The sequence below is a fragment of the Streptomyces durhamensis genome (assembly GCF_000725475.1).
In the GTDB taxonomy this organism is placed as follows: domain Bacteria; phylum Actinomycetota; class Actinomycetes; order Streptomycetales; family Streptomycetaceae; genus Streptomyces; species Streptomyces filipinensis.
Map to the genome: position 1 here is coordinate 1 of NZ_JNXR01000029.1, position 25874 is coordinate 25874.

Annotated in this window: 20 protein-coding genes and 2 pseudogenes; 12 read left to right on the top strand and 10 right to left on the bottom strand. The window is 73.3% G+C overall.

The annotated features are described in order from the left end of the window. Positions 1 to 505 (bottom strand): annotated as a pseudogene (locus tag IO33_RS0133280) (protein phosphatase 2C domain-containing protein); the annotation flags it as partial. Between the two features lie 399 nt (positions 506 to 904). On the opposite strand from IO33_RS0133280, the pseudogene IO33_RS44680 reads away from it, so the two are divergent. Continuing rightward, a pseudogene (locus IO33_RS44680) lies at positions 905 to 1387 on the top strand (DUF456 domain-containing protein). A 50-nt stretch (positions 1388 to 1437) separates the two neighbouring features. Here the strand turns inward: IO33_RS44680 and IO33_RS0133290 are convergent. Both IO33_RS0133290 and IO33_RS0133295 read right to left on the bottom strand, forming a co-directional pair. After that, the gene (locus IO33_RS0133290; RefSeq protein WP_031171968.1) at positions 1438 to 2676 is read right to left on the bottom strand and encodes an SGNH/GDSL hydrolase family protein; all 1239 of its coding nucleotides are present in this window, start codon (positions 2674 to 2676) and stop codon (positions 1438 to 1440) included. Positions 2677 to 3042: 366 nt separating this feature from the next. Beyond that, entirely contained in the window at positions 3043 to 3978 is a 936-nt protein-coding gene (locus IO33_RS0133295; RefSeq protein ID WP_031171970.1) for an alpha/beta fold hydrolase, read from the bottom strand. A gap of 124 nt (positions 3979 to 4102) precedes the next feature. On the opposite strand from IO33_RS0133295, the gene IO33_RS0133300 reads away from it, so the two are divergent. Beyond that, entirely contained in the window at positions 4103 to 4717 is a 615-nt protein-coding gene (locus IO33_RS0133300; protein ID WP_031171971.1) for a TetR/AcrR family transcriptional regulator, read from the top strand. Here IO33_RS0133300 and IO33_RS0133305 read toward each other — a convergent pair. From IO33_RS0133305 to IO33_RS0133330, 6 genes are all read right to left on the bottom strand, one after another. Next, on the bottom strand, positions 4714 to 5214 hold the full coding sequence (locus IO33_RS0133305; protein ID WP_031171974.1) for a methylated-DNA--[protein]-cysteine S-methyltransferase: 501 nt from the start codon (positions 5212 to 5214) through the stop codon (positions 4714 to 4716). The genes IO33_RS0133300 and IO33_RS0133305 overlap by 4 nt on opposite strands. After that, positions 5211 to 6623 carry a DNA-3-methyladenine glycosylase 2 family protein gene (locus tag IO33_RS0133310; RefSeq protein WP_031171976.1) on the bottom strand — a complete coding sequence of 471 codons (1413 nt, stop codon included), beginning with the start codon at positions 6621 to 6623 and terminating at the stop codon, positions 5211 to 5213. The genes IO33_RS0133305 and IO33_RS0133310 overlap by 4 nt, the downstream gene beginning before the upstream one ends. Positions 6624 to 6828: 205 nt before the next feature. After that, positions 6829 to 7923: a ribosome small subunit-dependent GTPase A gene (gene rsgA / locus IO33_RS0133315; protein WP_031171978.1), complete on the bottom strand. Its 1095-nt coding sequence runs from the start codon at positions 7921 to 7923 to the stop codon at positions 6829 to 6831. A gap of 233 nt (positions 7924 to 8156) precedes the next feature. Then, positions 8157 to 9638, bottom strand: coding sequence for a cellulose-binding domain-containing protein (locus IO33_RS0133320; protein WP_031171980.1), 1482 nt, complete (start codon positions 9636 to 9638; stop codon positions 8157 to 8159). A gap of 226 nt (positions 9639 to 9864) precedes the next feature. Further along, positions 9865 to 11208, bottom strand: coding sequence for a radical SAM protein (locus IO33_RS0133325; RefSeq protein ID WP_031171982.1), 1344 nt, complete (start codon positions 11206 to 11208; stop codon positions 9865 to 9867). 58 nt (positions 11209 to 11266) lie between these two features. Next, positions 11267 to 11941 carry a pyridoxamine 5'-phosphate oxidase family protein gene (locus IO33_RS0133330; protein ID WP_031171985.1) on the bottom strand — a complete coding sequence of 225 codons (675 nt, stop codon included), beginning with the start codon at positions 11939 to 11941 and terminating at the stop codon, positions 11267 to 11269. Positions 11942 to 12099: 158 nt separating this feature from the next. Between IO33_RS0133330 and IO33_RS0133335 the strand changes: the two genes are divergently transcribed. From IO33_RS0133335 to IO33_RS0133365, 7 genes are all read left to right on the top strand, one after another. After that, entirely contained in the window at positions 12100 to 13362 is a 1263-nt protein-coding gene (locus IO33_RS0133335; protein ID WP_031171986.1) for an FAD-binding protein, read from the top strand. 152 nt (positions 13363 to 13514) lie between these two features. Beyond that, positions 13515 to 14777 carry an ROK family transcriptional regulator gene (locus IO33_RS0133340; RefSeq protein ID WP_031171988.1) on the top strand — a complete coding sequence of 421 codons (1263 nt, stop codon included), beginning with the start codon at positions 13515 to 13517 and terminating at the stop codon, positions 14775 to 14777. Between the two features lie 402 nt (positions 14778 to 15179). Further along, a complete protein-coding gene (locus tag IO33_RS0133345) occupies positions 15180 to 16445 on the top strand; it encodes an ABC transporter substrate-binding protein (protein WP_031171990.1) in 1266 nt (421 codons plus the stop codon). Positions 16446 to 16465: 20 nt separating this feature from the next. Next, complete coding sequence (locus IO33_RS0133350) at positions 16466 to 17431, top strand: carbohydrate ABC transporter permease (protein ID WP_031171991.1); 966 nt, start codon at positions 16466 to 16468, stop codon at positions 17429 to 17431. A 23-nt stretch (positions 17432 to 17454) separates the two neighbouring features. Continuing rightward, on the top strand, positions 17455 to 18270 hold the full coding sequence (locus tag IO33_RS0133355; protein ID WP_051927113.1) for a carbohydrate ABC transporter permease: 816 nt from the start codon (positions 17455 to 17457) through the stop codon (positions 18268 to 18270). A 12-nt stretch (positions 18271 to 18282) separates the two neighbouring features. Beyond that, positions 18283 to 21180, top strand: coding sequence for a glycoside hydrolase family 2 TIM barrel-domain containing protein (locus IO33_RS0133360; RefSeq protein WP_031171995.1), 2898 nt, complete (start codon positions 18283 to 18285; stop codon positions 21178 to 21180). 198 nt (positions 21181 to 21378) lie between these two features. Further along, complete coding sequence (locus IO33_RS0133365) at positions 21379 to 21603, top strand: hypothetical protein (protein WP_031171997.1); 225 nt, start codon at positions 21379 to 21381, stop codon at positions 21601 to 21603. A gap of 55 nt (positions 21604 to 21658) precedes the next feature. Here IO33_RS0133365 and IO33_RS0133370 read toward each other — a convergent pair whose 3' ends face one another. After that, positions 21659 to 22903 (bottom strand): MFS transporter, encoded by a 1245-nt coding sequence (locus tag IO33_RS0133370; RefSeq protein ID WP_031171999.1) that lies wholly within the window; start codon positions 22901 to 22903, stop codon positions 21659 to 21661. Positions 22904 to 23056: 153 nt separating this feature from the next. Here IO33_RS0133370 and IO33_RS0133375 point away from each other — a divergent pair, with 153 nt between their 5' ends. From IO33_RS0133375 to IO33_RS0133385, 3 genes are all read left to right on the top strand, one after another. Beyond that, a complete protein-coding gene (locus IO33_RS0133375) occupies positions 23057 to 24373 on the top strand; it encodes a jacalin-like lectin (RefSeq protein ID WP_031172001.1) in 1317 nt (438 codons plus the stop codon). Between the two features lie 92 nt (positions 24374 to 24465). Beyond that, complete coding sequence (locus tag IO33_RS0133380; protein WP_031172003.1) at positions 24466 to 25062, top strand: TetR/AcrR family transcriptional regulator; 597 nt, start codon at positions 24466 to 24468, stop codon at positions 25060 to 25062. After that, positions 25055 to 25873 carry an alpha/beta fold hydrolase gene (locus IO33_RS0133385; RefSeq protein WP_031172005.1) on the top strand — a complete coding sequence of 273 codons (819 nt, stop codon included), beginning with the start codon at positions 25055 to 25057 and terminating at the stop codon, positions 25871 to 25873. The genes IO33_RS0133380 and IO33_RS0133385 overlap by 8 nt, the downstream gene beginning before the upstream one ends. Position 25874 lies beyond the last annotated feature (1 nt).

Genomic DNA, 25874 nt, shown 5'->3' on the forward strand with positions numbered 1-25874 from the left:
CCTCCAGGTCCGGCGGCTCGGGGGGCGACGCGGACACGTCCGGCGGCTCGGGGGGCGACGCGGACACGTCCGGCGGCTCGGGGGGCGACGCGGACACGTCCGGCGGCTCGGGCGGTGACGCGGACGCGTCCTGCGGGGACCAACCGGTGCGCTGGGCGGGGGCCTTCTCCTGCCCCGTGCGATCAGGGGGTGTCGGCGGGTTCTGGGGCTCGGGGGTGCGCTGGGCCGGTAGCGCGGCCTGGCCGGGCAGCGGCCGCCCAGGGGGGTCGTCCCGTCGGGGCGGCCCGCCGGTGCCGCCGCCCGCGTCGGCGGTGCCGTCCCACGTACCCGGTCCGGGCGGCGCTCCCGTGGCCGGCCGGCCCGTCACCGTGCGCTTCGCGGAGGCGAACCGGTCGTCCAGGGAATCGGGCGCCGCCGTGGGCCCCGTGTCTTCGGTGGAGTCGTCGTACAGCTGTCCCCACCAGTCGTCCTCAGGACGGCCGGGCCTTCCCCCCTGCTGGCTCATGTCGCTCATTGTCCACCGCACGGGCGGTATGAAAACGGGGCATCGGGAAAATCCGGCGCACCGGCCGCGTCCGACGGCGCGTCGAGTGACGGGCTGAACAGCCGTACGAAACACGGGAGATGACCGCCGGGCGGCACGACCCGCTCCTAGTGTTCTGCGGGTGCCTGCGGGTGGCCTGCCGATCCTCTGCGCCGGTTCCGGGCCGGGGAGACGGACGCGACCGTGCGCCGGCCGGCGCTTGGGACCGTCTGCCGGCGAACCCTTGAGACCGTCTGCCGGCCGGTCCCCGAGTCCGTCCACCGGCCGGTTCAGCCTCCCCTCCCCCTCCCCTCCCCCTCCTCTCCCCCGCTGCCCCGTCTTTGACCTGCGGCTTCGCGGCTTCTCCGGCACTCTGGGCAGATGGGAGTGCGGGAACTCCTGCTGGTCGGCGTGGTCATCGTGCTCGGCCTGTGCGGAGTGCTGGTGCCCGGTGTGCCGGGGTCGTGGCTGGTGTGGGCCGCGGTGCTCTGGTGGGCGGTGACCGATCCGCGGCCGCTGGCCTGGGCCGTCCTGGCGGGCGCCGGCGCGGGGCTGCTGCTGTCGCTGGCGGTGCGCGCGGCGCTGCCGAGGCGGCGGCTCCGCGAGGGCGGGGCCACACCGCGGATGGCGGTGTACGCGGGTGCGGGGTCCCTGCTCGGCTTCGTGCTGCTGCCGGTGCTCGGCGCGCTGCCGGGCTTCGTGGCGGGGATCTAGGTGCACGAGCGGCTCGGCCTCGGCGGGCACGGTGAGGCGATGGCTTCCCTGCGCACGACGATGCCTGCGGGCGGCTCCAGTGTGCTGACCGAGCTGTTCGCCTGCCTGTTGATCGCGGGGGCGTGGCTGGGGACGGTGCTGTGGGGCTGAGCCGCCCCGCCGCGACAAGCCCCCAGGGCAAGGGCCCCTCCCCCCGTGCCTCAGCCCGTTCCGCCGAGCACTCGCCGGACCGTGTCCGCGACCGCCGCCATGCCGGTGTCGTTGAAGTGCAGGTGGTCGCCTGGGTCGTAGGCGGGCAGGAGGCGGGTCGGGTCGGCCGGGTCGCGCAGGGTGGCGTCGGCGTCGGCGACCGCGTCGAAGGCGCCGCCGGTGCGGATGAACGCGTTCACCTGCTGGCGTACCGCCTCCCGGGCGGTCGTGTAGGCGGAGAAGCCGCGGTACGGGGTGAGGGTGACGCCGATGACCCGGACGCCGCGGGCGTGGGCGCGGGCGACGAGCGTGCGGTAGGCGGCGGCGTACGCGGTGACGTCGTCGGCCGTCGGTGTGCCCTTGATGTCGTTGATGCCCTCCAGGACGACCAGGACCCGGACTCCGGCCCGGTCCAGCGCGTCGGCGTCCAGGCGGGCGAGGGCGTTCGGGCCGGCGCCGTCGTGCAGCAGGCGGTTGCCGGAGATGCCGGCGTTGAGGACGCCGAGCCGGTCCGCGCGCAGCTGTTCGGCGAGCCGGTCGGGCCAGCGGTGGTTGGTGTCGGGGGTGGAACCGTTTCCGTCGGTGAGGGAGTCGCCGAACGCGACGACGCTGCCCGCGGCGCCGCCGAGGACGTCGACGCCGGTGACGTAGTACCAGCGGCTGATGGCGGTCGTGTAGGCGGCGCCCCCCTCGTCGCCGGCCCGGCCCGCCCCGGCCGGGGCCAGGTAGCTGGTCTGCAGGGCGGTCTGGTGGTAGGTCGCGGGGCCGCTGTCGCCGGGGGTGTACACGGTGACGAGGAGGTCGGCGGCGGCCGGGACGGGCAGCGGCACCGGGTCGGTGACCGCGTCCTGGCCGGGCGGGACGGTGACGGCCGGGGCGCCCTGGAAGGTGGCGGTGCGCAGGCTGCCCGGCACGGCGTTCGGACCGGCCGCCCGCAGCGCGACGGTGACCGCGCCGAGCTGCAGCGGCGCGGTGCCGAACCGGTTGCTGAGCCGGACGCGCACGGCCGTGCCGCCGGTGCTCAGGTGGACGACGTTGCGGACGGCGGCGCCGGGCAGTGCGGGAGTGGTGCCCGACGGCGCGGTCTCCCAGCTGCCGGTCCAGGACGGCGGCACCGGCCGCGCGACGGCGGGCGTCGCCGTACCGCTGCCGGTCCACGGCGGCGGCACCGGCTCCGCGACGGCGGGCGTCGCCGTCCCCGGCAGCATCGCCAGCAGCAGCACCGCGAGGACCCGTCCGACCCCGGCCATCTCCGCACCCGCCCTTCGCCGTTGTCCGTCGGAGCAGACCGTGCCATACGGCCGGGCCGCGCCACCGCACCTTCGACGGCGGTCCACCCGCTCGGCCCAACGGACGCGGCACGGCGGCCGGATCCTGCCGAAGCCGCGGGGTCCGGCACCCAGCTCCGCCACGTCGTCGCCGGTCCCCGGTCGAAAGCCCCGGGGCGCGGAGCCGATGCGCGGGGCGGGCGGGCGTGCCCGGCTGCTGTCATGACCGGATCTCAGCGCGGCGGAGAGCGCGTATCCGGCGTCGCGGCGGCTCGGCCGCAGGGCCACCGTCGGCCCCCTGTGGCGTGGGTGCACGGCCGGGGGCCGGAGGCGGAGCGGACCGGGGGTCTAGCGCGGCGCCGGCAGGCCGCGCTCGGCGGAGTTCATGAAGTCCAGCATCAGCCGGTTGGCCCGCTCCGCGTGGTCGATCTGCGGTCCGTGGCCGGTGCGGGAGATGATCTCGGCCCTGGCGCCGGGGATCAGGCGGGGGACGCGTTCGACCTGCCGGTCCGGGTGCACCAGGAGGCTGCGCCTGCCGAGCACCAGGTACAACGGCGTGCGGATGCTGCCCAGTTCGGCCTCCGTCAGGGGCTGCGGCACGGGCCGGCGTATGCGGTAGGCGCGCACGCCGGCCCTGACCATGGCGCGCAACTCCGGCACGACGAGGACCGGCTGTTCCAGCCAGGACGCGAGACGGGGCCTCAGCCGCTTCGGGGCGAAGGTCGCGAACAGGCTGACGAAGATCCACACGAAGAAGCGCAGGCCCACCTTCTCCAGGCCTCCGGGGTCGAGCAGCGTGACCGAGGCCAGGCGCTCCGGTTCGCGGTGGGCCTGGTTCAGCGACAGCCACCCGCCGTACGAGGAGCCGACGAGGTGCACCCGGTCGAGTCCGAGACCGGCGAGCGTCTCGTCCAGCCAGCGCGCGGCGTTCCCGGGCTCGTGGATGGGCGCGCGCTGCACGCTGCGGCCGGGGTCGCCCGGCGTGTCGATGGCGTAGACGGGTCGTTCGGCGCTGAGCGCGGGGGTGTTGGGGTACCACATGGCGGAGCAGGAGCCGGCGCCGTGGACGAGGACGACGGGGGTGCGGTCGCGGGCGTCGGGGTCCTCGGGGTCGTAGCGGTAGACGTGCGTGGTCCCGTACGACGTCTCCACGTCCTCCTCCCAGGACGCGGGGGCGCCCAGGGCGTAGAGCGCGTCGCAGGCCGCGAAGTAGCGCTCGCGCCACGCGTCGCTGACGTAGCGGCCGATGTCGGGCTGGGGTCGGGCGCTTGCGGACTCGGGCACGGCCACCTCCGGGGCAGACGGTCTTCGACGGTCTTTGTGATACGAACGTACCACGTTAGTGGTACAGCTGTATCATCAACGTGGGGGCAAGCAGGAGCAGGCAAGCGAGAGGCGGAGAGGGAACATGCCCAAGCGCGTGGATCACGCGGAACGGCGCACGGAGCTCGCGGAGGCCCTCGTCCGGGCCGCCGGACGGCTCGGCCTGCACGCGGTGGGGATGCGCGACGTGGCGGCCGAGGCGGGCGTGTCACTGCGACTGGTGCAGTACTACTTCGAGTCCAAGGAGAAGCTGCTGCTCTTCGGACTGCACCATCTGACCGGGAAGTTCGGGGATCGGGTGACCGCCCGGGTCCGCGCGGCCGGCGACGATCCCGGACCACGGGCGGTGATCGAGGCGCTGCTGACCGCGGCCCTGCCGGTCGACGAGGAGAGCCGCGTCTTCCACCACCTCTACACGTCCTACGCCGTCCTCTCGGTGACCGACGCGGCCCTCGCCGCCCAGCCGTTCGTCAAGGACCCGGACGCCGCGGAGGCCACCCTGACCGGGCTCCTGCGCCAGGCGGCGGACGCGGGGCTCCTCCGTCCCGGCGTGCACCCCCACGCCGAGGCGGTCGGGCTGCTGGCCATGTCCGCGGGACTCGGCACCAGCGTCCTGGTCGGCCAGCGGGACGCGGACTCCGCCACCGCCGTCCTCGCCTACCACCTGGACCGGATCTTCGGGGCCGCGGACCCGCACTAGGGCGTGCCGGCGGCGGACGCGCCCTCCAGGGCCAGCAGCCACACCTTGCGTTCGAGTCCGCCCGCATACCCGGTCATCGCCCCGTTCGCGCCGATGACACGGTGGCACGGGCGCACGATCAGCAGCGGGTTGGCGCCGATCGCTCCGCCGACCGCGCGCACCGCCGCGCGGGACGCGCCGATCCGCGCGGCGATCTGTCCGTAGGTGACGGTGGCACCGTACGGCACCTCGTCCAGCGCGGCCCACACCTGCTGCCGGAACTCGGTGCCGTGCGCGCTCAACGGCAGCCGGAACTCCTTGAGTTCACCGGCGAAGTAGGCGGTGAGCTGGTCCGCTGCGGCACGGAACGGCCCGCCGTCGTGCCGCCAGCCCTCCCGCACCGTCCGGCCGCCCTTCTGCCCGGGAACGGACAGCGAGGTGAGCGCCCCGTCCGCGTCGGCGGTGAGCAGCAACCGCCCCACCGGCGCGTCCAGCCGGGTCCAGTACACGCTCGTCATCGGCTCCGCTCCCCTGCCACGCGCAGATGCTGGACGGCGTACGAGCGCCAGGGCCGCCAGTCGTCGGGCACCTCCGCGCCGGGCGGGGCGACGTCCGGATCGCCGAGGGCGCGTACGCGCACGGCGGCGACGGTCGCCGGGTCCATGCCGGGCAGGGCGAGCAGGGCCTCCTGGGCTTCGTCCCGGTCGGCTCCCGGATCCAGCCGGACGGTGCCGTCGGCGAGGGCGGCGGCCAGCGCGCCCAGCGGTCCGCCGGGCTCGGCCTCGGCGAGCACGGCCGGCTCGGGGAAGAGATGGGTGAGGCTGCCGCAGGGCGCGTCGAGCAGCTTGCCGTACCGGCGCACCAGCTCCGCGGCACCCTCCTTCCCGGCCAGCGCGCGGACCGCGGGCTCCAGCGGGTCCACCGTGCCGGGCGAGCGCAGTCCGGGCCGGGCGGCGACCAGCGGGCCCAGCCTCGGATCGGCGCCGAGCCGCTCGTCGACCGCGTACGGGTCGGCGTCCAGGTCGAACAGGCGCCGCAGCCGCTGCACGGCGGTGGTGAGGTCCCTGGGGTCGGTCAGGTGCAGCCGTGCGTCCAGCCAGCCGCCCGGACGGGTGCCGGCGCCGGTGCGGGACGCCCGGGTGCGCTCCTCGACGGCGACGAGCCCGGTGCCGTACGGCAGCCGCAGGGTGCGCCGGTAGGTACGGCCGCCCGGCGCGCCGGAGACCTCCTCGACACCGGTCACCGCCTCCTGCGCGAGCTGGTCGAAGACGGCGCCGCTCTGGTAGGGGCCGCGGTGGGCGAGCCGCAGCGGTATCCCGGCGCCCGGTGGGGCCGGGCGGACGCCCCGGGTGCGCGCGGTGCCCCGGGCGCGGTGGGCGGCGGCCCGCAGCTCGGTCGGCGTCGAGGCGTACACCTCGCGCACGGTGTCGTTGAACTGCCGCACGCTGGCGAACCCGGACGCGAACGCGATCTCGGTGACCGGCAGGCCGGTGGTCTGCAGGAGCAGCCGCGCGGTGTGCGCCCGCTGGGCCCGGGCGAGCGCCACCGGCCCGGCGCCGAGCTCGGTGGTGAGCTGGCGCTGGACCTGCCGGGCGCTGTACCCGAGCCGCGCGGCGAGCCCGGCGACGCCCTCGCGGTCCACGACCCCGTCGGCGATCAGCCGCATGGCCCGCCCGACGACGTCCGCCCGCACGTTCCACTCCGCCGACCCCGGCACGGCGTCCGGCCGGCACCGCCGGCAGGCCCGGAACCCGGAGCCCTGCGCGGCGGCGGCCGTCGGGAAGAACCGCACGTTGCGCCGCTTCGGCGTCACCGCGGGGCAACTGGGCCGGCAGTAGATACCGGTGGTCTCGACGGCGAAGAAGAAGACTCCGTCGAACCTGGCGTCCCTGCTGCGTACGGCTTCGTACCCGGTGTCCTCGTCCATCACGACTCCAGTGTGCGGCGGGGCCGGGGGGTCGAGCCAGCGGGATTCGGACGTCGCGCTCGGGCCGTCGGAGGCGTGCCGTCGGGCTCCGGCGGGCTCTGCGCCGGAGCCGGGTCGCGCATCGTGTGCGGCCGGTCGCGCGGTTCCCCGCACCCCCGAGGGGTGCGGGAAGCGCGCGACCCTGACCGACCGCGGCACAGGGCGCCTACCGGAAGCGCCCTCGCTTGGCCTCCATCGCGGCCTTCCCTTCGGCGCCCTTGCGCTTCCAGTCCCGCCGGATCTCCGCGCGGACCCGCGCGTCGGTCTTCGCCACGATCCACTGGTTCTCCCGCACCAGCTTCCGGTAGCTCTCCAGCCGCCGCACCGCGAGCCGCCCGCTCTCCACGGCGGAGCGCACCGCGCAGTCCGGTTCGCTCTCGTGCGCGCAGTCGTGGAAGCGGCACCCCTCGGCCAGTTCCTCGATCTCGGCGAACACCTGGCCGACGCCGTTCCCGGCGTCGTACAGGCCGACGCCCCGGAGTCCGGGTGTGTCGATGAGGACCCCGCCCGAGGGCAGGGCGAGCAGGTTGCGGGTGGTGGTGGTGTGCCGGCCCTTGCCGTCGACGTCCCGCGCGGCCCGTACGTCCATGACGTCCGCGCCGACGAGGGCGTTGGCCAGCGTGGACTTGCCCGCGCCGGACTGGCCGAGCAGCACGGACGTACCGGAGCCGACGAGCGCGACGAGGACGTCGAGCCCCTCGCCGTGCAGGGCGCTGACGGTCAGCACCGGCACGCCGGGCGCGCTCGTCTCGACGTCCCCCACCAGGTGGGCCAGGGTGACCGGGTCGGGCACCAGGTCGGCCTTGGTGAGGACGACGACGGGCTGGGCGCCGGACTCCCAGGCGAGGGCGAGGAAGCGTTCGACGCGGCCGAGGTCGAGGTCGACGGCGAGCGACACGGCGACGACGGCGTGGTCGACGTTGGCGGCGAGGATCTGCCCGTCGGACCGCTTGGAGGAGGTGGAGCGCACGAAGGCGGTGCGGCGCGGCAGATACGCGCGTACGTACCGCGGATCGCCGTCCGGGTCGACGGCGACCCAGTCCCCCGTGCACACGACCTTCATCGGGTCGCGGGGCACGACGAACTCGGTGTCGGCGCGGACGGTGCCGACGGGAGTGACGACGTCGCACTGGCCGCGGTCGACCCGGATCACCCGGCCGGGCAGCAGCCCTTCGGCGCCGTAGGGGGCGAACGCGTCGGCCCAGGCGGCGTCCCAGCCGTAGGGAGTCAGCGCGGAGGACACAGCAGAGGTGGAAGTCAAGGGAGACCCTTCACAGGGTGGCCCCGGGCAGGCGCGTACGACGCGGTGGGTTCAGCCGGTGGCCACGGAGGTGGACTTGAGGAGTTCCTGGATGAGGGCAGCGCCCAGCACAGTGACAGCCATCGGTCGACACCTCCTTCGTCCCGCTCGGGTCCGCGCACACCACCTCGGCGTGCCCGGCAACTGTAGCCCGCGGGCGGGCCCGTGCGTCAAAGCATTATGCGCGCCGGCGCTCAACCGCTCGCGCAGGCCGCGCCGTTGAGCGTGAAGCCGTGGGGGGAACGGTTTGCGTCCTGCCGGCTGCCGATGAAGCCGAAGGACAGGCTGCCGTGCGCGGCGACGGTCCTGTTGTAGTCGGCGGCGGTGGCGGTGACGCGGGAGCCGTCCTGCCGGGCGGTGGCGTCCCACATCTGGCCGACCTGCTGGCCGTCGCGGAAGCTCCACGCGACCCGCCAGTCGGTGAGCGCGTTGTCGGTGGTGACGGTGACGGTGGCCTGGAAGCCGTCGGGCCACTGGTTGACGAGCTGGTAGGCGACCCGGCAGGTGACGTCGGGTGCGCTGGTGCGGGGGCCGGGTCCGGGCCGGTACGTGGCCGAGGAGGCGCCCTGCGGTTCGGGGTCGGGCTCCGTACGGTGCGAGCCGGCCGTCGTGCGCGGCGCGGAGGGCGTGGCGGCGGGGGCGGGCGGTGGCGAGGCCGGCCGGGTGGTGGGGCGGGAGACGCTGGGGTCGGCGACCGGCTGCCGGTCGTCGGAGGCCGCGGCGGTGTCGTCGCCGGAGCCGCCGAACGGCATCATCGACACGCCGAGGGCCAGTGCCGACAGCAGCACGGCGGCGGCGAGCAGGCCGCCGCGCAGGACGCGGCTGCGGCCGGTGCCCTCCCGCGGATCGCCGCCCGCGGGGTCGGGGCCGCCGGGGCGGCCCGCACCGAGGCGGACCTCGGCGGCGCGGCGGCGGCGTTCCAGGTAGGCGAGCCCGCCCCAGCCGACGACGCCGCCGGCCAGCGCGGCGGGCAGCCCGCCGCCGTGCGGCCGCAGACAGGCGGCGGCCTCGGCACACCGCACGCAGGTCGCGAGGTGCCGGGAGAGGTCGTCGGGGGCGTCGGCGGCCGGCGAACGGGTGACCGCGTCCAGCAGGCGGGCGTAGGAACGGCACCGCGCGTCCATGGGGGTGTCGAGGTGGGCGCGGTGGCAGCGGTCCCGGAAAAGGGTGCGGACCTGGCCGAGTTCGTCGGCGACGGTGGCCGGGTCCAGGCCGAGCCGGCGGGCGACGGCGGGCAGCGGCAGCGCCTCCACCTCGGCCAGCCACAGCAGCGAGGCGTCGGCCTCCTGCATGTCCCTGAGGGCGCGCAGCGCGATCGGGCGTTCCAGCGGCGGCCCCGAGAAGCGGGCGGCCTGCGCGGAGTTGAGCCACAGCCTCAGGTCGGGGTCGAGCCGGTGCCCCTGCCCGTCGGCCTCCCACCCGGCGGCGGTGTCGCGCACGGCGGTGAGCAGGGCGGGGATCGTGGGCAGCCGTGCCGTGCGCCGGCCCGCGCCGCGCACATGGGTGCGCGCGGCGGCGCGGACCTCGCGCATGCCGAGGGTGAACGCCTCGGTCGCGAGCTGATGGGCCGTCAGGGACCCGGAGGTGCACAGGTCCGCGTAGCTGAGCACCGCGTCCCAGCCCTCCGAGAACAGCGCGGTCTCGGTGGCGTCCTTGGGGGTCGGCAGGTCGGGCATGGGACTCCTGCATCCACGAGCGAGGTCAACTCACCAAAGGAGGAAGGGAGTTGCAGGAAACCTCGCGGCAGGCACCGAGCCTTTCACGTCCCCGACACAACTGACAAGCGGCCTGTTCACATCCGGTTACCGATGGTGGCGGTGCGGACGCGTGACGCGACGGACCCACAACTGTGCCCTCTGGTACGGACGGCGGCGCCGCCGTGCTCACCGGCCCGGCGCGCGATCACACCTCGGCGGGTGCCTCCGTGGCGTCCGCCACCGGCTCGCCGGCGGGCAGGCTGTCCATGAAGGAGCTGACGGAGAAGACCGCACGGCCGGGTCCGGGCGGGCCGTAGCCGGGCGGGGAGGAGAGCCCGAAGTCGTCCATCGTCTGCCGGTAGGCCTGCAGCAGCCGGATGTGGTACTCCAGCGGCGCCCCCTGCGGGTTGGCCTTGCCGAGCGGGGTGGTGGGCTCCGGGCACCAGGTGGTGAAGCGGGGCGTGATGCCGTGCGACATGAAGAAGCGCAGGCCCTCGGTGGTGGAGGCGATCGCCTCGTCGACGGTGGTGAAGCCGAACGGCTCGGCCATCTCCACGCCCGCGACGAAGTTGGGGATGACGTTGCGCGCCCCGAAGATCTCCGCCGAGTCGAGGATCCGCCTGTGCCACTCGTCGCGGCCGACGTACCGCTCCTTGCCGGGGCAGTACAACTCGAACAGCCGGCGGTCCCACACCTCGAAGTTGGGGTGGTAGATCTGCACGCCGTAGTCCTTGAACCGCTGCACGTCCGCCTTGGGCAGCGCCTGCGCGACGACCTTGCCGATCCAGCGGCCCGGGAAGCGCTCCTCGATGGCCTTGGCGTAGTGGCCGTAGAAGTCGGCCTCGTCCCGGCCGGCGACGGTCTTGGTGATGGCACCGCCGGTCAGGGTGTAGGCGGTGGACGCCTTGGCCGTGTCGTACCGGTCGATGATCTCCAGCGCCTCCAGGACCTCGTCCACGTCCTTGACGCCGGTGTAGGGCCGCCCGGCCGCCTTGTGCTGGCGCCAGTTGTGGTTGATGTCGCAGTACTGGCACTCCTCCTTGGCGCCGAAGTACTGGCAGACACGGAAGACGGTGAGGTAGATGAGGTAGCCCCACTGGATGGTCGGGGCGACCTCCATCACGGACTTCCCGTTGGAGAGGGTGTGCCGGTAGTACTCCGGCATGGGCGGCACGCCGACGTCGGCGATCCGCTTTCCGTCGAGGTAGAGCCCGAGCAGCCCCTCGTCGTCGGCGGCCACCCGGTACGGCGAGGCGGGGTTCACCCGTACGGAGACGACGGTCCGGCGCAGGTCGTAGGGGCCGCCGGTGAGGATGATCTCCTCCGGCGGGCGCCTGAGCGCCGCCTCGCCGAGTTCGGGCAGGGTGCCGTGGTCGAAGGAGAAGATGAAGTAGGACTTCGGTTTGACCTCGCCGCCCTCGTTGTCACTGAGGGCGGACGGGTCGAAGGCGACGCCCCCGCGGAGCAGGTCTTCCTTGAAGACGGCCTCCCGTGGCACCTGCGGGAACCGCTCCATCAGATCCTCGACCAGCGCGGTACGACTGCCCATCCGTCTGTCTCCTCCCGGTTCAGGCGTACGTCTCACACCGTATGCCCCCGCCTGGGCCTCAGCCGTGCCGGGTCCCCGCACGGCGTGCGATGTGTTCCGGCACGGCGGTGCGGGCCGGCAGCGCCGGGTCGGGCTCCGGGGCGCCCCAGACGGTGGTCAGCGGCAGGACGCCGGCCCACAGGCCGAGGGCCGCGTCGGGGCCGTCGCCGTCGTCCGGGGCGCCGGTGCGGATCTTGACGGAGGCCTCTTCGAGGGAGACGGCGAGGAGGGTGGTGGCCGCCAGCTCCTTGCGGCTGGGGCGGCGGGCGTACGACCACTGGCCCGGCGCGGAGTGCTCGGTGAGCAGGCGCAGGCCCGCCAGCTTCTCCTCGCCGTCGGTGACCTTGCGGGCCATGCCGTGGATCATGGCGCTGCGGTAGTTGACGCCGTGCTCGAAGACGGACCGGGCGAGCACGAGTCCGTCCACGTGGGTGACGGTCACACAGACGGGGGTGTCACCGGCGAGGCTGCGGCTGGCGACGGACCCGTGCAGGTACAGCCGTCGCTCGTCCCGCCCGTACACCGTGGGCACGACGACCGGCCGGCCGTCGACCAGCACTCCGAGATGGCAGACGAACCCGGCATCGAGGATCGCCTCCAGCTCCGCCCGCTCCCGGCTGCCCTGCTCGCGCAGGCGACGGTGACGGGTGCGGTCGGTGACGGGCAGCCGGGCGGGAAGCGGTTCCTCGATCATGAGCCGGACGGTACCGATTTCGCAGACGATCGGCCAGTGAAATTCTGTATACACCCGGGAAGGTCATCGACCACGACGAAATCCGCAGGGAGCCTCCCTCCTCGGTCAGGGCTGGTGAGAGGGTCGGCCCACACGCACTCGCCAGGAGGGACGCAACTGTGACAGGGACGGCAGGGACCGCCGGGACGGTCACCAACTGGGCGCGCACCATCACGTACACCGCGCGGGACCTCCACCGCCCGCGCACGCTCGACGCCCTCGCGGCGCTGGTGGCAGGCAGTGCGCGGGTGCGAGTGCTGGGCAGCGGGCACTCCTTCAACCGGATCGCCGAGCCGGGCCCGGACGGCGTACTGCTGTCCACCGCCGGGCTGCCGCCGGTGATCGAGGTCGACACGGCCGCGCGCACGGTCCGGGTGTCCGGTGGGGTGCGCTACGCCGAACTGGCCCGCGCGGTCCACGCCCACGGGCTCGCGCTGCCCAACATGGCGTCCCTGCCGCACATCTCGGTGGCCGGTTCGGTGGCGACCGGCACCCATGGCTCGGGAGTCGGCAACGGGCCGCTGGCCTCGGCCGTGCGCGAGGTGGAGCTGGTCGTCGCGGACGGCTCGACAGTGACGATCGGGCGGGGGGACGCGCGGTTCGACGGCGCCGTGACCTCGCTCGGCGCTCTCGGCGTCGTCCGCGCCCTCACCCTCGCCCTGGAGCCGGCGTACGAGGTGGAGCAGCACGTGTTCACCGAACTCCCCCTGGAGGGACTGGACTTCGCCGCCGTGGCCGCCGCCGGATACAGCGTCAGCCTGTTCACCGACTGGCGTGAGCCCGGCTTTCGGCAGGTGTGGGTCAAGCGGCGCACCGACCAGCCGCCGGTCCGCTTTCCATGGGCGGCGCCCGCGAAGACGCCGCTGCACCCGGTGCCGGGCATGCCCGCGGGGAACTGCACGGGCCAGCTGGGCGTGCCGGGCCCGTGGCACGAACGGCTGCCGCACTTCCGGGCGGAGTTCACACCGAGCAGCGGGGAGGAGATCCAGTCGGAGTATCTGCTGCCGAGGCCGGCCGCGATGGACGCGCTGTCCGCGGTCGACGGTATCCGGTCGACGGTCGCCGGCGTCCTGCAGACCTGCGAGGTGCGGACGGTCGCCGCCGACGCGCAGTGGCTCAGCCCCGCGCACGGACGGGACTCGGTGGCACTGCACTTCACCTGGGTGCGGGACGAGGCGGCCGTGCTGCCGGTGGTACGCCGACTGGAGGAGGCACTGACGCCGTTCGCTCCGCGTCCGCACTGGGGGAAGGTGTACGGGATCCCGTCGGCGGTCGTCCGTGGACGGTATACACGTCTCCCCGACTTCAGGACCCTGGCCCGCTCGCTGGATCCGGCCGGGAAGTTCACGAACGCCTTTGTGCGGGATCTGCTGGACGGCTGACGGCCGCCCGGACCGGCGCGGCGCGGCCGGACTTTCTACAGCCCCTTTCCAAAGCCCTTGTCGAAAGTCCCTCCGAGCCCATAGCCTGGCGCCCGCGCCGGGTGCCCGATGTGGCCCCGGCCCGGCCTGGACGGGATGGGAGGGGCAGCCGCGTGAAGCGCACATCACGTGACATCCGCACCGCGAACCGCTACGAGGTGTTGCGCCAGATCATCGCCGAGTCTCCCACCTCCCGCCAGGAACTGGCCGCCGCCACCGGTCTGAGCCTGGCCACGGTGGCCACGCTGGTCGGCGAGCTGCTGGACCTCCGCATGATCACCGAGGTCGGGTTCGAGGACTCGGCCGGCGGCCGGCCCCGGGGCCTGGTGGCCGTCAACGCGTCGGGGGGCGCGCTGATCGGCGTCGACATCGCGGAGACGTACGTCCATGTCGAGCTGTTCGACCTGGCGCTGAACGTGCTGGCCCGCGCCGACGAGGACATGCGGCCCGGCGAGAGCCGGCCGGAGCAGGTGGTCGGTCATGTGGCCGCCGCCGTCGGCTCGGTGGTGGCACAGGCCGGCATCGAGGCGGCCCGGGTGCTCGGCGTCGGGGTGAGCGTGCCGGGCCAGGTGGACCGGGACACCGGCGTCGCGGAGTACGCCCCCAACTGGGACTGGCACGACGTGCCGTTGCTCGACCTCCTCGCCGAGCACATCGCCTACCCCCTGCACCTGGACAACCCGCTGCGCGCCTGCGCGGTGGCCGAGCTGTGGTTCGGGGCCGCGCGGGGCCGCGGCGACGCGGTCGTGGTCAACCTGGGCACGGGGGTCGGCGCCGGTCTCGCCCTCGGCGGCGGGCTGCACCGGGGCGTGAGCAACAGCGCCGGCGAGTGGGGCCACACCACCCTCGTGCTGGACGGACGGCTGTGCCACTGCGGCAACAACGGCTGCGTGGAGACGTACGTCGGCGCCCCCGGCATCATGCAGAACCTGCGCGAACTCAGCCCGCGTTCGGCGCTGTTGCACCCCGAGGACCAGACGGCCACCATCGACGCGCTGGCCCGCGCGGTCGCCGCGGGCGACCCGGTGGCGGTCAAGGTGGTGCGGGACACCGCCCGTTACCTGGGCGCGGGCATCTCCGATCTGATCAATCTGCTCAACCCCGAAGTGGTCGTGCTCAGCAGCTGGGTCGCCGCCCGGCTGGGCGAGCCCCTGCTCGGCGAGGTCCGCCAGGCCGTCGCACGGCACGCGCTGCGCCGGCCGCTGGCCGCGACCGAGATCGTCCTCTCCCCGATCCCCACCGACCCGGTGTCCCTCGGCGCGGCCACGTTCGCGCTGGAAGGGGCGCTGCAGTCCGTCGGGCAGCGGCAGGCCCCCGCCAAGGGCACCCCCAAGCGCACCGCCCCCGCAGGGAGCCGTACCGCACCGCCTTCATGACGACGGAAGGGATGCACGTGCCTCACCCCGCGAAAGATCCCTGCCGCTGACGGCCTCGGCCGCGCCGGCTGTCACCGGCGCCTTCTCCCCGCGCGCTCCCAGGGCACGCCGACGGGCGCGAAGGGCCGCCGGCCGGCGGTGAGTCCGGGGCCGGCCGCCACCGCCACGGCCACCGGTGACGCGGCCTGGGCCCCGCGCCAGCCTTCGCCTCCCCGGCCGGGGGCCGTCGGCCGCGCCCACGACCCGGCGTCCCTCATCTCCCTTTCGCCCTGCGGTCGTTCGGGATCCCGAACCGGCCACCACGCTTCGCACCGACTTCGTCCAACCCCTTGCCGAAGCCTTAGCCGAAGGTTAGCGTCCGGCACCAGCGTCAGCCGCGTTTCGACAGACAAGGACGTCAGCATGCCGGCAGTGAGCAACAGCAGCTGGGACCGCCGTTCGATACTCCGGACCGCCGCCGGTCTGGCCGTCGCCGCGCCGCTCGCCGCGTGCGGCGGCAACAACGGCCGTGGCGCGGGCGGCGGATCGGGCCCGCGGCTCACCCAGATGTTCCACGCCTACGGTGAGGCGGGCACGGAGCAGGCGGTCAAACGGTACGCCGCCGCGTACGAGAAGGCGGACGTGACCACCCAGTGGATCACCAGTGCCGACTACGAGAGCAAGCTCTTCGCCACCCTGCTCACGAAGAACGCGCCCGACGTCTTCGAGTTCCACCCGCAGATCCAGATGGTCAGGAGCGGCCAGGTGGCGGACCTGAGCGACCTCGTCGACCCGGTCAAGGACGACTTCAACCCGGCCGACATCACGTCCCACACGGTGGACGGCAAGGTCTACGGCATCCGGATGATCGACGACCCGCAGTTCTTCTTCTACCGGCCCTCGCTCTTCGACAAGGCCGGCGTCAAGGTCCCCGAGACCCTGGACGAGCTGATCGAGGCCGCCGCCAAGCTCACCACCGGCGAGGTCAAGGGCGTGTACCTCGGCAACGACCTGCACGCGATCGTCAACCCGCTGATCTGGTCGGCGGGTGCCGACACCCTCGACGCCAAGAACGAGATCGCCTACCACACCCCCGCCGTCGTCGAGGGCCTGAAGAAGATGCGCAAGCTCTTCGCCGGCGGCCATCTGCTCCTCGGCGCCCCGACCGACTACTGGGACCCGTCCTCGCTCAGCCAGGGCCTGTGTGCCATCCAGTTCTGCGGCATGTGGGCGATGCCGCAGTTCCAGAAGGCGCTCGGCGACGACCTCGGCGTCTTCCCCTTCCCGAAGACGGTCGACTCCGGCAAGCCCTCGGTCTACAACGGCGGCTGGTCGATGTTCGTCAACGCCAAGGGCGACGACGTCGACGCGGCCAAGGAGTACGTCAAGTGGCTGTGGATCGACCGGAAGAAGGACCAGGAGGACTGGGCGACCTCGTACGGCTTCCACATCCCGCCGCGCTCCTCGATCGCCGCGACGGCCACCCGGCTCAAGTCGGGTCTGCCCGCGCAGGGCGTCAAGCTCTTCGACGAGTTCGGGCACTTCGACAACATCGGCTGGACCCAGGCCATGATCAGCGCCACCTGGGACGTCATCGCCGACTGCGTCCGCAAGGACGGTGACCCGGAGGCCGCGCTCGACAAGTGCGACAGGGCCGTGAACCGCGAGCTGAAGAAGCTCTTCGGATAGGCCGGCGGACGGACCACGACATGCCGACGACCACCGAGGCCGCCCTCGCGCCCCCCGCCCCGGCGAAGACCCGGCCGGCCCGGACCTGGCGGGGCCTGCGGGGCAGCCGCACCTTCAACTTCTGGCTCTTCATCAGCCCCTTCCTCCTCGGGCTGATCGTCTTCATCTACGTCCCGATCGGCTGGAGCGTCTACCTCAGCTTCTTCGACGCCCGCTTCACGGTCACGCCGAGCACGTTCATCGGGTTCGACAACTACACCTACATGCTGACGGACCCCAAGTTCGTCCACTCGCTCGGCACCTTCACCGTCTTCGCCGCGTTCATCGTGCCGACCACCTGGGCGGTGTCGCTGGGCCTCGCCCTGCTGGTGCACCGGCTCAGGTTCCTGCGCGCCTTCTTCCGCTCGGTGTTCTTCCTGCCGACCGCCTGCTCCTACGTCGCCGCGTCGCTGATCTGGAAGATGTCCCTCTTCAGCGGCGTGCGCTTCGGTCTGATGAACACGGTCATCGGCTGGTTCGGGAGCGAGGACATCGCCTGGCTGGCCAGCCCCGACCCGCCCTGGTACTGGCTGGTCATCGGCACGGCACGGCTGTGGCTCCAGTCCGGCTTCTACATGATCCTCTTTCTGGCCGCGCTGCAGAACATCCCCGAGGAGCTGTACGAGGCCGCCGCCATCGACGGCGCCAGGCGCGGCTGGCAGACGTTCCGGCACATCACCCTGCCCCAGCTGCGCGCCACGTCGACGGCGGTGGTCCTGCTGCTGCTCATCGCCGCCTACCAGGCCTTCGACGAGTTCTACAACCTGCTCGACAAGACCACGTGGGGCCGCCCGCCGCTGGTCGAGCTGTACTACACCGCCCTCGGCCAGGAACAGGACTACGGCGCCGGCAGCGCGGGCGCCGTCATCCTGACCGCCCTGATCGTCCTCGTGACCCTGTTCCAGGGCCGGCTCATGGGCTTCGGAAGGGGGGAGGAGTCCAAGTGACCTCGAAACCGAGGGGCGGGGTGATGGGCAACACCGGCCTCTACGTCGCCGGTGGTGTCGCCACCGTCCTCTTCCTGATCCCGTTCTACGTGCTGCTGCGCAACGCACTGTCCACGGACGCCCAGATCACCGGGGAGCACTGGGAGTTCTTCCCCACGCACCTGCGGTGGGGCAACATCAGCGACCTGTTCGACGACACCTCGGTGCCGTTCGCCCGCTCGCTGTGGAACTCCCTCGTCGTCGCCGTCTCCATGACGGTCGGCATCCTGCTGGTGTGCTCCCTCGCCGGATACGCCCTGGCCCGGATCCCGTACCGGCACGCCAACAAGATCTTCTACGCCGTCCTGGGCACCCTGATGGTCCCGACCTCGGTGACCTTCGTACCGAGCTTCGTCCTGGTGTCCTCCCTCGGCTGGGTGGACAGCTACCGAGGGCTGATCCTCCCGGGCCTGTTCAGTGGTTTCACCTGCTTCCTGTTCCGGCAGTACTTCCTCGGGTTTCCCAGGGAGCTGGAGGAGGCGGCACGCGTGGACGGGCTCGGCCACTGGGGCGCGTACTGGCGTGTCGTCGTGCCGAACTCGCTGAACTTCTTCGCGGCGATCGCGACGATCACGTTCATCAACGGCTGGAACGCGTTCCTGTGGCCGCTGGTCATCGGACAGGACCCGAACTCGTGGACCGTCCAGGTCGCGCTCTCCTCGTACATGACCAACCAGACCGTCGTCTTCCACCAGATCTTCATGGCGACCGCCGTTTCCATCCTGCCGCTGCTGTTCGTGTTCCTCTTCCTGCAGCGCTGGCTGGTGCAGGGGATCGCGCAGACCGGTATCAAGGGCTGAGCTAGGAGACCGATGTCGTTGAGCACCCACACCGTCACCACCCACACCGTCACCGACTACGTCGAGGACGTCTCACCCGGCTCCGGGGCGCTGCCACCGCGCGCCTGGTACGCGTCCTCGGATGCCAGAAGACTCTCCCTGAACGGCGGCTGGCGGTTCCGGCTGTCGCCGACGGCCGACGCCGCGGACGACTCCTTCGCCGAGGAGGGCTACGACGCCGGCGGCTGGGCAACGGTCCAGGTCCCCGGCCACTGGGTCCTCCAGGGGCACGGCGCGCCGATCTACACCAACCACCTCTACCCGTTCCCGGTCGACCCGCCGCGCGTGCCGACCGAGAACCCGACCGGCGACCACCTGCGGGTCTTCGACCTGCCCCAGGACTGGCCGGACCTCGCCGAGGGCGGCGCGGTGCTGCGCTTCGACGGGGTGGAGTCCTGCGCCCGGGTGTGGCTGAACGGCACGGACCTCGGCGCGTTCAAGGGGTCCCGGCTGCCGCACGAGTTCGCGGTCGGCCATCTGCTGAAGACTGTGGACAATGTGCTGGCGGTCCGGGTCCACCAGTGGTCGGCCGGCTCCTACCTGGAGGACCAGGACCAGTGGTGGCTGCCGGGCATCTTCCGTGACGTCACCCTGCTGCACCGCCCGGCGGGCAGCGCCCTGGACTTCTTCGTGCACGCCTCCTACGACCACCGGGCCGGCACCGGCACCCTGCGCGTCGACTCCGACGTGACCGGCCGGGTGACCGTCCCCGAACTCGGCATCGACCTCGCGACCGGCGAGAGCGCGACCGTTCCGGTCGAGCCGTGGTCGGCGGAGACACCGCGGCTGTACACGGGCGATCTGGCCACCGAGGGCGAGCGGGTGCCGCTGCGCATCGGCTTCCGCACCGTGGCACTGCGGGACGGCCTGATCAGGGTCAACGGCAGGCCGGTGCTGTTCAAGGGCGTCAACCGGCACGAGTGGCACGCGGAGAAGGGCCGCGCGCTGGACCTCGCCACCATGCGCGAGGACGTGCTGCTGATGAAACGGCACAACGTCAACGCCGTCCGCACCTCCCACTACCCGCCGCACCCGGCCTTCCTCGACCTGTGCGACGAGTACGGGCTGTGGGTGATCGACGAGTGCGACCTGGAGACCCACGGCTTCACCGAGCAGGGCTGGCGGGACAACCCCGTCGACGACGACCGGTGGACCCCGGCCCTGCTGGACCGTGCGGCCCGCATGGTCGAACGGGACAAGAACCACCCGTCCATCGTCCTGTGGTCCCTCGGCAACGAGGCCGGCACCGGCCGGGGCCTGACCGCGATGGCCCAGTGGATCAAGAACCGGGACGCCTCCCGGCTCGTGCACTACGAGGGCGACCCCACCTGCCGGGACACGGACGTGTACGCGCGGATGTACGCCGACCACGCCGAGGTCGAGCGGATCGGCCAGGGGCTGGACGGTGGCACCCACAAGCGCCGCCGACTGCCCTTCATCCAGTGCGAGTACGCCCACGCCATGGGCAACGGCCCCGGCGGACTCGCCGACTACCAGCGGCTGTTCGAGTCGTACGACCGTCTCCAGGGCGGCTTCGTCTGGGAGTGGATCGACCACGGCATCGCCCATCCGGAGCTCGGCCACGCCTACGGCGGCGACTTCGGCGAGGAGCTGCACGACGGCAACTTCGTCTGCGACGGCCTGCTCTTCCCGGACCGGCAGCCCTCCCCCGGACTGGTCGAGTTCAAGAAGGTGATCGAACCGGTCGGCATCGCCGGTGACGCCGGCGACGGCACGGTCCGGATCACCAACAAGCAGGACTTCGCCGGTCTGTCGGCGCTGGCGTTCTCGTGGTCGTACGAGGTCGAAGGGGAACCGGTGCGGTCCGGCACCCTGCCGGTGCCGGAGCTGGCGCCCGGGGAGAGCGCCGAGGTCAAGCTGCCCGCGCCGCCGGACGGGGCACCGGCCGGCGAGGCCCACTGGACGGTACGGGCGGTGCTCGCGGCCGACACCCCCTGGGCGCCCAGGGACCACGTGGTGGCCTGGGGCCAGGTGCCGGTGGCACAGCGGCAGACGCCGACGGTCGCGGCGACGGCCCGGCCGATGTCCGGCGACGGGGTGATCAGCCTCGGCCCCGGCACCTTCGACGCCCGCACCGGCGCCCTGACGGCCGTCGGCGGGGTGCCCGTCCGCGGGCTGCGCCTGGACGTGTGGCGGGCCACCACCGACAACGACGACGGCGCCCCCTGGCAGCCCGACCTGCGCTACGGGCTGCTGTGGCGCAAGCTGGGCCTGCACCGGATGCGGCACCGGCTGGACGCGGTGGAGCGCGGCGCCGACGCGCTGACGGTCCGAACCCGAGTCGCGGCGGCGGCCCGGGAGATGGGCCTGTCGACGGTATACCGCTGGACGTCGGACGGAGATCGTCTACAGCTGACGGTGTCCGTGACACCGGAGGGCGACTGGACGGTGCCGCTCCCCCGGCTCGGCGTCCGCTTCGGACTGTCCGCGGCCGACCGTGTGCGGTGGTACGGCGGAGGCCCGGGAGAGGCGTATCCGGACAGCAGGACGGCGTCGACGGTCGGCCGTTGGCAGTCGACCGTCGACGATCTGCAGACGCCGTACGTCCGTCCGCAGGAGAACGGCGCCCGCGCCGACGTCCGCTGGGCGGAGCTCGGCGGTCTGCGCGTCGAGGGCGCCCCGGAGTTCTTCCTCACCGCCCGCCGCTGGACCACCGAACAGCTGGACGCGGCCACGCACCGCACGGACCTCGTCCCCGGTGACACGGTGTGGGTCAACCTCGACCACGCCCAGCACGGCCTCGGCTCCCAGTCCTGCGGTCCCGGCCCGCTCCCCCGGTACCACCTGCGGGCCGAGCCGGCCGGGTTCTCCTTCGTGTTCTCCACGGCTCCCGCCCCGGAGGCCAGTTGACCGGCACGGCCCTGAGGCCCACCGCGGCCGGCCGGCTCTTCACATGACGTCGACCGCAGGGGCGACGGCGAGCGGGTCACCGGCCCGGCTCGCGGTGCGGCTGGTGTTCGTGGTGCTCGGGGGCACACAGGGCGGCTGGATGGCGCGGATCCGGCGATCCGGGAGGCGACGGGCCTGGACACGGCGCGGTGGGGCCTGGTGAGCAGCGGTTCGGCGGCCGGTGACGTGGTGGCGCTGGTGCTGGTCACGGTGCTGATCGGCCGGGTGAGCAGCCGGCTGCTGGGTCTGGCCGCCGCCGCGCTGGTGCTGCTCGACGCGCCCGTCCTGGCGGATGCGTCGAGCGTGCCCGCGCTGCTCGCGCTGGTGGCGGCGGCTCTGGGGGGTGCGGTGCTCGCGGGCCGTACGAGGGTTCCGGCCGGCTGAGCCACGGCGTCCCGGCGCCGTCCGGCCCGCTGCTCTTGAGGGGCGCCGGGCGCGATCAGGCCCGGCGGACCGGGGTGACGAGGGCCGTGAGGGCGAGCAGGACACAGGTGGCGCCCGCGGTCAGGGCCGCCGGTGCGGTGCCCCAGCGTTCGGCGGCCCAGGTGAGCAGGGCGGCGCCGGCGGGGGCGGCGGAGTACTGCAGGGTCCAGTAGGCGGAGGTGACGCGGCCGAGCAGATGCTCGGGGGTGACCTCCTGACGCAGGGACATCGAGCAGGTGCCGGCGACGCCGACGCCGGCCAGGAAGACTGCGCTGAGGCCGGCGACCGCGGGCACGGTGTCCGCCCGGCCGAGGCCGGCGCAGGCCAGCCCGCACAGCGCGGTCGCGCCGATCCAGGCGGCGCCGAAGCCGAACAGCCGGCGGATGCGGGCGACGAGCAGGGACCCGGCGATGGTGCCGAGCGCACCGGCGCCCAGCACGGTGCCGACCGCGCCGTCGTCGTGGCCGAGGTCGTGCTTGAGGTGGTAGATGACCAGGTCGTTCAGGCCGAGGGTGAGAAAGCTGAAGCCGAACAGGAGCACGGTGAGCGAGCGCAGCAGGGGGTGGTGGCGGAGGAAGGCGACTCCGGTGCGCAGGTCCTGCCCTACGGTGCCGCGGGCGGGGGCGGGCATGTCGTCACCGGCCCGGGCGCGCAGGCGTACCAGGCGCAGGCACACGGCGGACGCGGCGAAGCTGGCCGCGTCGACGGCGATGGCGGCGGCCGGCCCGGTCCAGGCGGCGACGAGTCCCGCGCACGGCGGTCCGAGCACCCCGGCCGCCGCGGCGGTGGCGTTGAGCAGGCCGTTGGCCTCGGTGAGCCGTCCGGTGCCGACGAGGCCGCGGACCACGGTGACGTAGCCGACGGCGAAGAACATGCCGACGGCCTCGCAGAGCGGCAGCACCGTGTACAGCAGCCAGATGCGCGGCCCGAAGGCCCACACCAGCGGGATCACGCCGTACAGGGCCATCCGCACGAGGTCGCAGGTGACGAGGAGCCGGCGCCGGTCCACGCGGTCCACCACGGTGCCCGCGAACACGGCGGCGAGCACGGCCGCGGCTCCGCCGACGGCGGTGAGCAGCCCCATCCGCGCCACCGATCCGGTGGCTTCGAGCACCAGCAGGGGCAGGGCGATCAGGGCGAAGGAGTCACCGAGGACGGAGAGCGTCTGCGCACCCCAGAAGACGGCGAAGTCCCTTTGCCGCCACAGCGGTCGGCCACCGTCAGGGGCCTGCGCGGCGCCGGACCTGTTCCCCTTGCGCATCTCGCGCCCCACCGTGCCCCCTCGCATCCCCCTCCGCCGTCCGTGCACCCTATGTCACGCCGCCACGCGCACATCACGTATTAATGTTGAACAGTTTTCTCAACTACCCTTCAAATACAGGGCTGTTGAGATGAGCATGGGGCGATGCGACCCATGAGACGACTCCTCGCCGCCCTCGCGGCCGGTGCGCTGGCACTGACCGGCCTCACCCTTTCCGCCGGCCCCGCGCAGGCCGCCGGCTCGGGTACGTTCAGCGTGCTGACGTACAACGTGGCCGGTCTGCCGGAAGGGCTCAGCTCCAGCCATCCGGCCGCCGACACCCCGCTGATCTCCCCGCGGCTGGCGGACTACGACATCGTCGACGTCCAGGAGGACTTCAACTACCACGCGGCCCTGTACGCGGGCGACGACCACCCCTACCGGACGGCGACCAGCGGCGGCGCGGGCATCGGCGACGGCCTCAACACCCTGTCCCGGTACCCCTTCGAGGACTTCGAGCGGGTGCGGTGGAACGACTGCACCGGCACCAACTGCCTGACCCCGAAGGGCTTCACGCTGGCCCGGGTGCGGCTCGCCGAGGGGGTCTACGTCGACCTGTACAACCTCCACCCGAACGCCGACGACACCGACGACGCCCTCGCCGCCCGCCGCGCCAACATCGCGCAGCTGTCGCAGTTCATCCGGGCCAACTCGGCCGGCAACGCGGTGATCGTCATGGGGGACACCAACACCCGGTACACCCGGAGCGGAGACACCATCCGCACGCTCGTCGACGACAACGGTCTGACCGACGCGTGGGTGCGTCTCGTCAAGGGCGGCACCGCCCCGGCACAGGGCGCCGACCCCCTGCTGTGCCCGACCTCGGCCCCGCCGAACGACTGCGAGGTGGTCGACAAGGTCCTGTACCGCGGCAACGGCCTGGTCTCGCTCACGGCGACCCGCTACAACGACGAGTGGGCGAGGTTCCTGGACGCGAGCGGCGGCAACCTCTCCGACCACTTCCCGCACACCGTCGGCTTCTCGTACACGCTCAATCCGAAGCTGCGCGCGAGCGGGTTCTTCGGCGGCCCGCACGGCACGCCGTTCGACGACGCCGACGACCTGCCCGCCACCCCCTCGCCGCGCACCCTCACCCTGCGCGGCGGCGCCCGGCTGGACGCGGTGTCCCTCACCCACACCGACGGCACGGTCCTCGCCCACGGCGGGAGCGGCGGTACGGCCGCCTCCCTCACGCTCGGCCCCGGTGAACACCTCACCTCGGTGACGCTGACGGAGGGCCGGAAGGACGGCCGTACCCGGATCTTCTCGGCGCACTTCACCACCGACCGGGGCCGCGGTCTGACCGCCGGTACGGCGACGACGGACACGGCCGTCCTCACCGCCCCGCCCGGCTGGCAGATCGTCGGCTTCACCGGTCGCGCGGGCGACGAGATCGACAAACTGGGCGTGCTGTACGCGCCGATCAGCTGAGCCCGCCCCCTGGGGCGACACTCACAACCTAGAGGCCCTAGGATAGTTACTAGGCACCCAAGGTGGAGGTGCCCCCACGGAGGAGGTGCCGGATGGCCCGTGCCGGAATCACCGTCGACCGGCTGGTCTCGGCGGCGGCCGAACTCGCCGACGAGACAGGTTTTCCCAGCGTCACCCTTTCGGCGCTGGCCCGCCGCTTCGGCGTGAAGGACGCGAGCCTGTACTCGCACGTCCGGGGCCTGGAAGACCTGCGCACCCGGCTCGCGCTGTACGCCGGCGGCGAGCTGATCGACCGGATCGCGCCGGCTGTGGCCGGACGCGCCGGCAGGGACGCGCTGGCCGCCTTCGCCGGCGCCTACCGCGCCTACGCCCTGGAGCACCCCGGCCGGTACGCGGCCACCCAGATCCGAATCGACCAGTCGCTGATCGCCGATTCCCCGGCGATGCGCCGCACCGCCGAGATCACCTACGGCATGCTGCGCGCCTACGGCCTGGACGAGCCCGACCTGACCGACGCCGTACGCCTGCTGCGCAGCACCTTCCACGGCTACTGCGCCCTGGAGTCCGCCGGCGGCTTCGGCGCCGGCCGGGACGTACAGGCCTCCTGGGACAAGGCTGTCGACGCCCTCCACCTGGCCCTGGAGCACTGGCCGCGCGAGACAGAACGGAAGAACACCGGTCATGACTGAGGAACCGCACTACGACGTGACGGGCAGCGGTCCCGTGCTGCTCGTCCTGCCGGGCGGGGCCGGGCATCCGATGGGGCTCGGGCCGCTGACCGAGCGGCTGGCCGCACGCTTCACCGTGGTCACCTACGACCCGCTCGGCCTCGCCCATGGACGGCTGGGCCGGCCGGTGTCCGAGCAGCGGGTGCCGGACTGGAGCGAGGGCGCGCACCGGGTGCTGGAGGCGGAGCTCGCGGCGGGCGAGTCCGCGTACGTGTTCGGGACCAGCTCCGGCGGTATCGCCGCCCTGGACCTGCTGGCCCGGCACCCCGAACGGCTGGCGCACGTGGTCGCGCACGAACCGCCCGTCGTGGCGGTCCTCGCGGACGCGGCCCGGCAGCAGGCGGTGTTCGCGTCCGTGCGCGACACCTATCGGAGTGCCGGACTGCGGGCGGCCGGGGCCCGGCTGGCCGCCGCGCTCGACGACACACCCGCGCCCGCCGCGGAGGGCGCTGCCGCGCAACCGCCCACCCCCGACGAGGAGTCGGCCACCCCCATGGGTGTCTTCCTCAGCCGCGTCCTGCGGTCGTTCACCGCGTCCGCGGTGGACACGGCCGCCCTGCGGTCCGTCGCCGCACGTCTCACCCTGGCCGCGGGCACCGCCTCCCGCGGCGGGCTCCTGCACCGTACGGCCACGACGGCGGCCGAGGCGACCGGCGCCGCGTTCACCGAGTTCCCCGGCGGCCACCTCGGCGTGCTGGAGCACCCCGGGGGGTTCGCTCGGCGCCTCGTGGAGACCCTGTCCGCGTCCGGGAGCCGGACCACCGGGCGGTAGT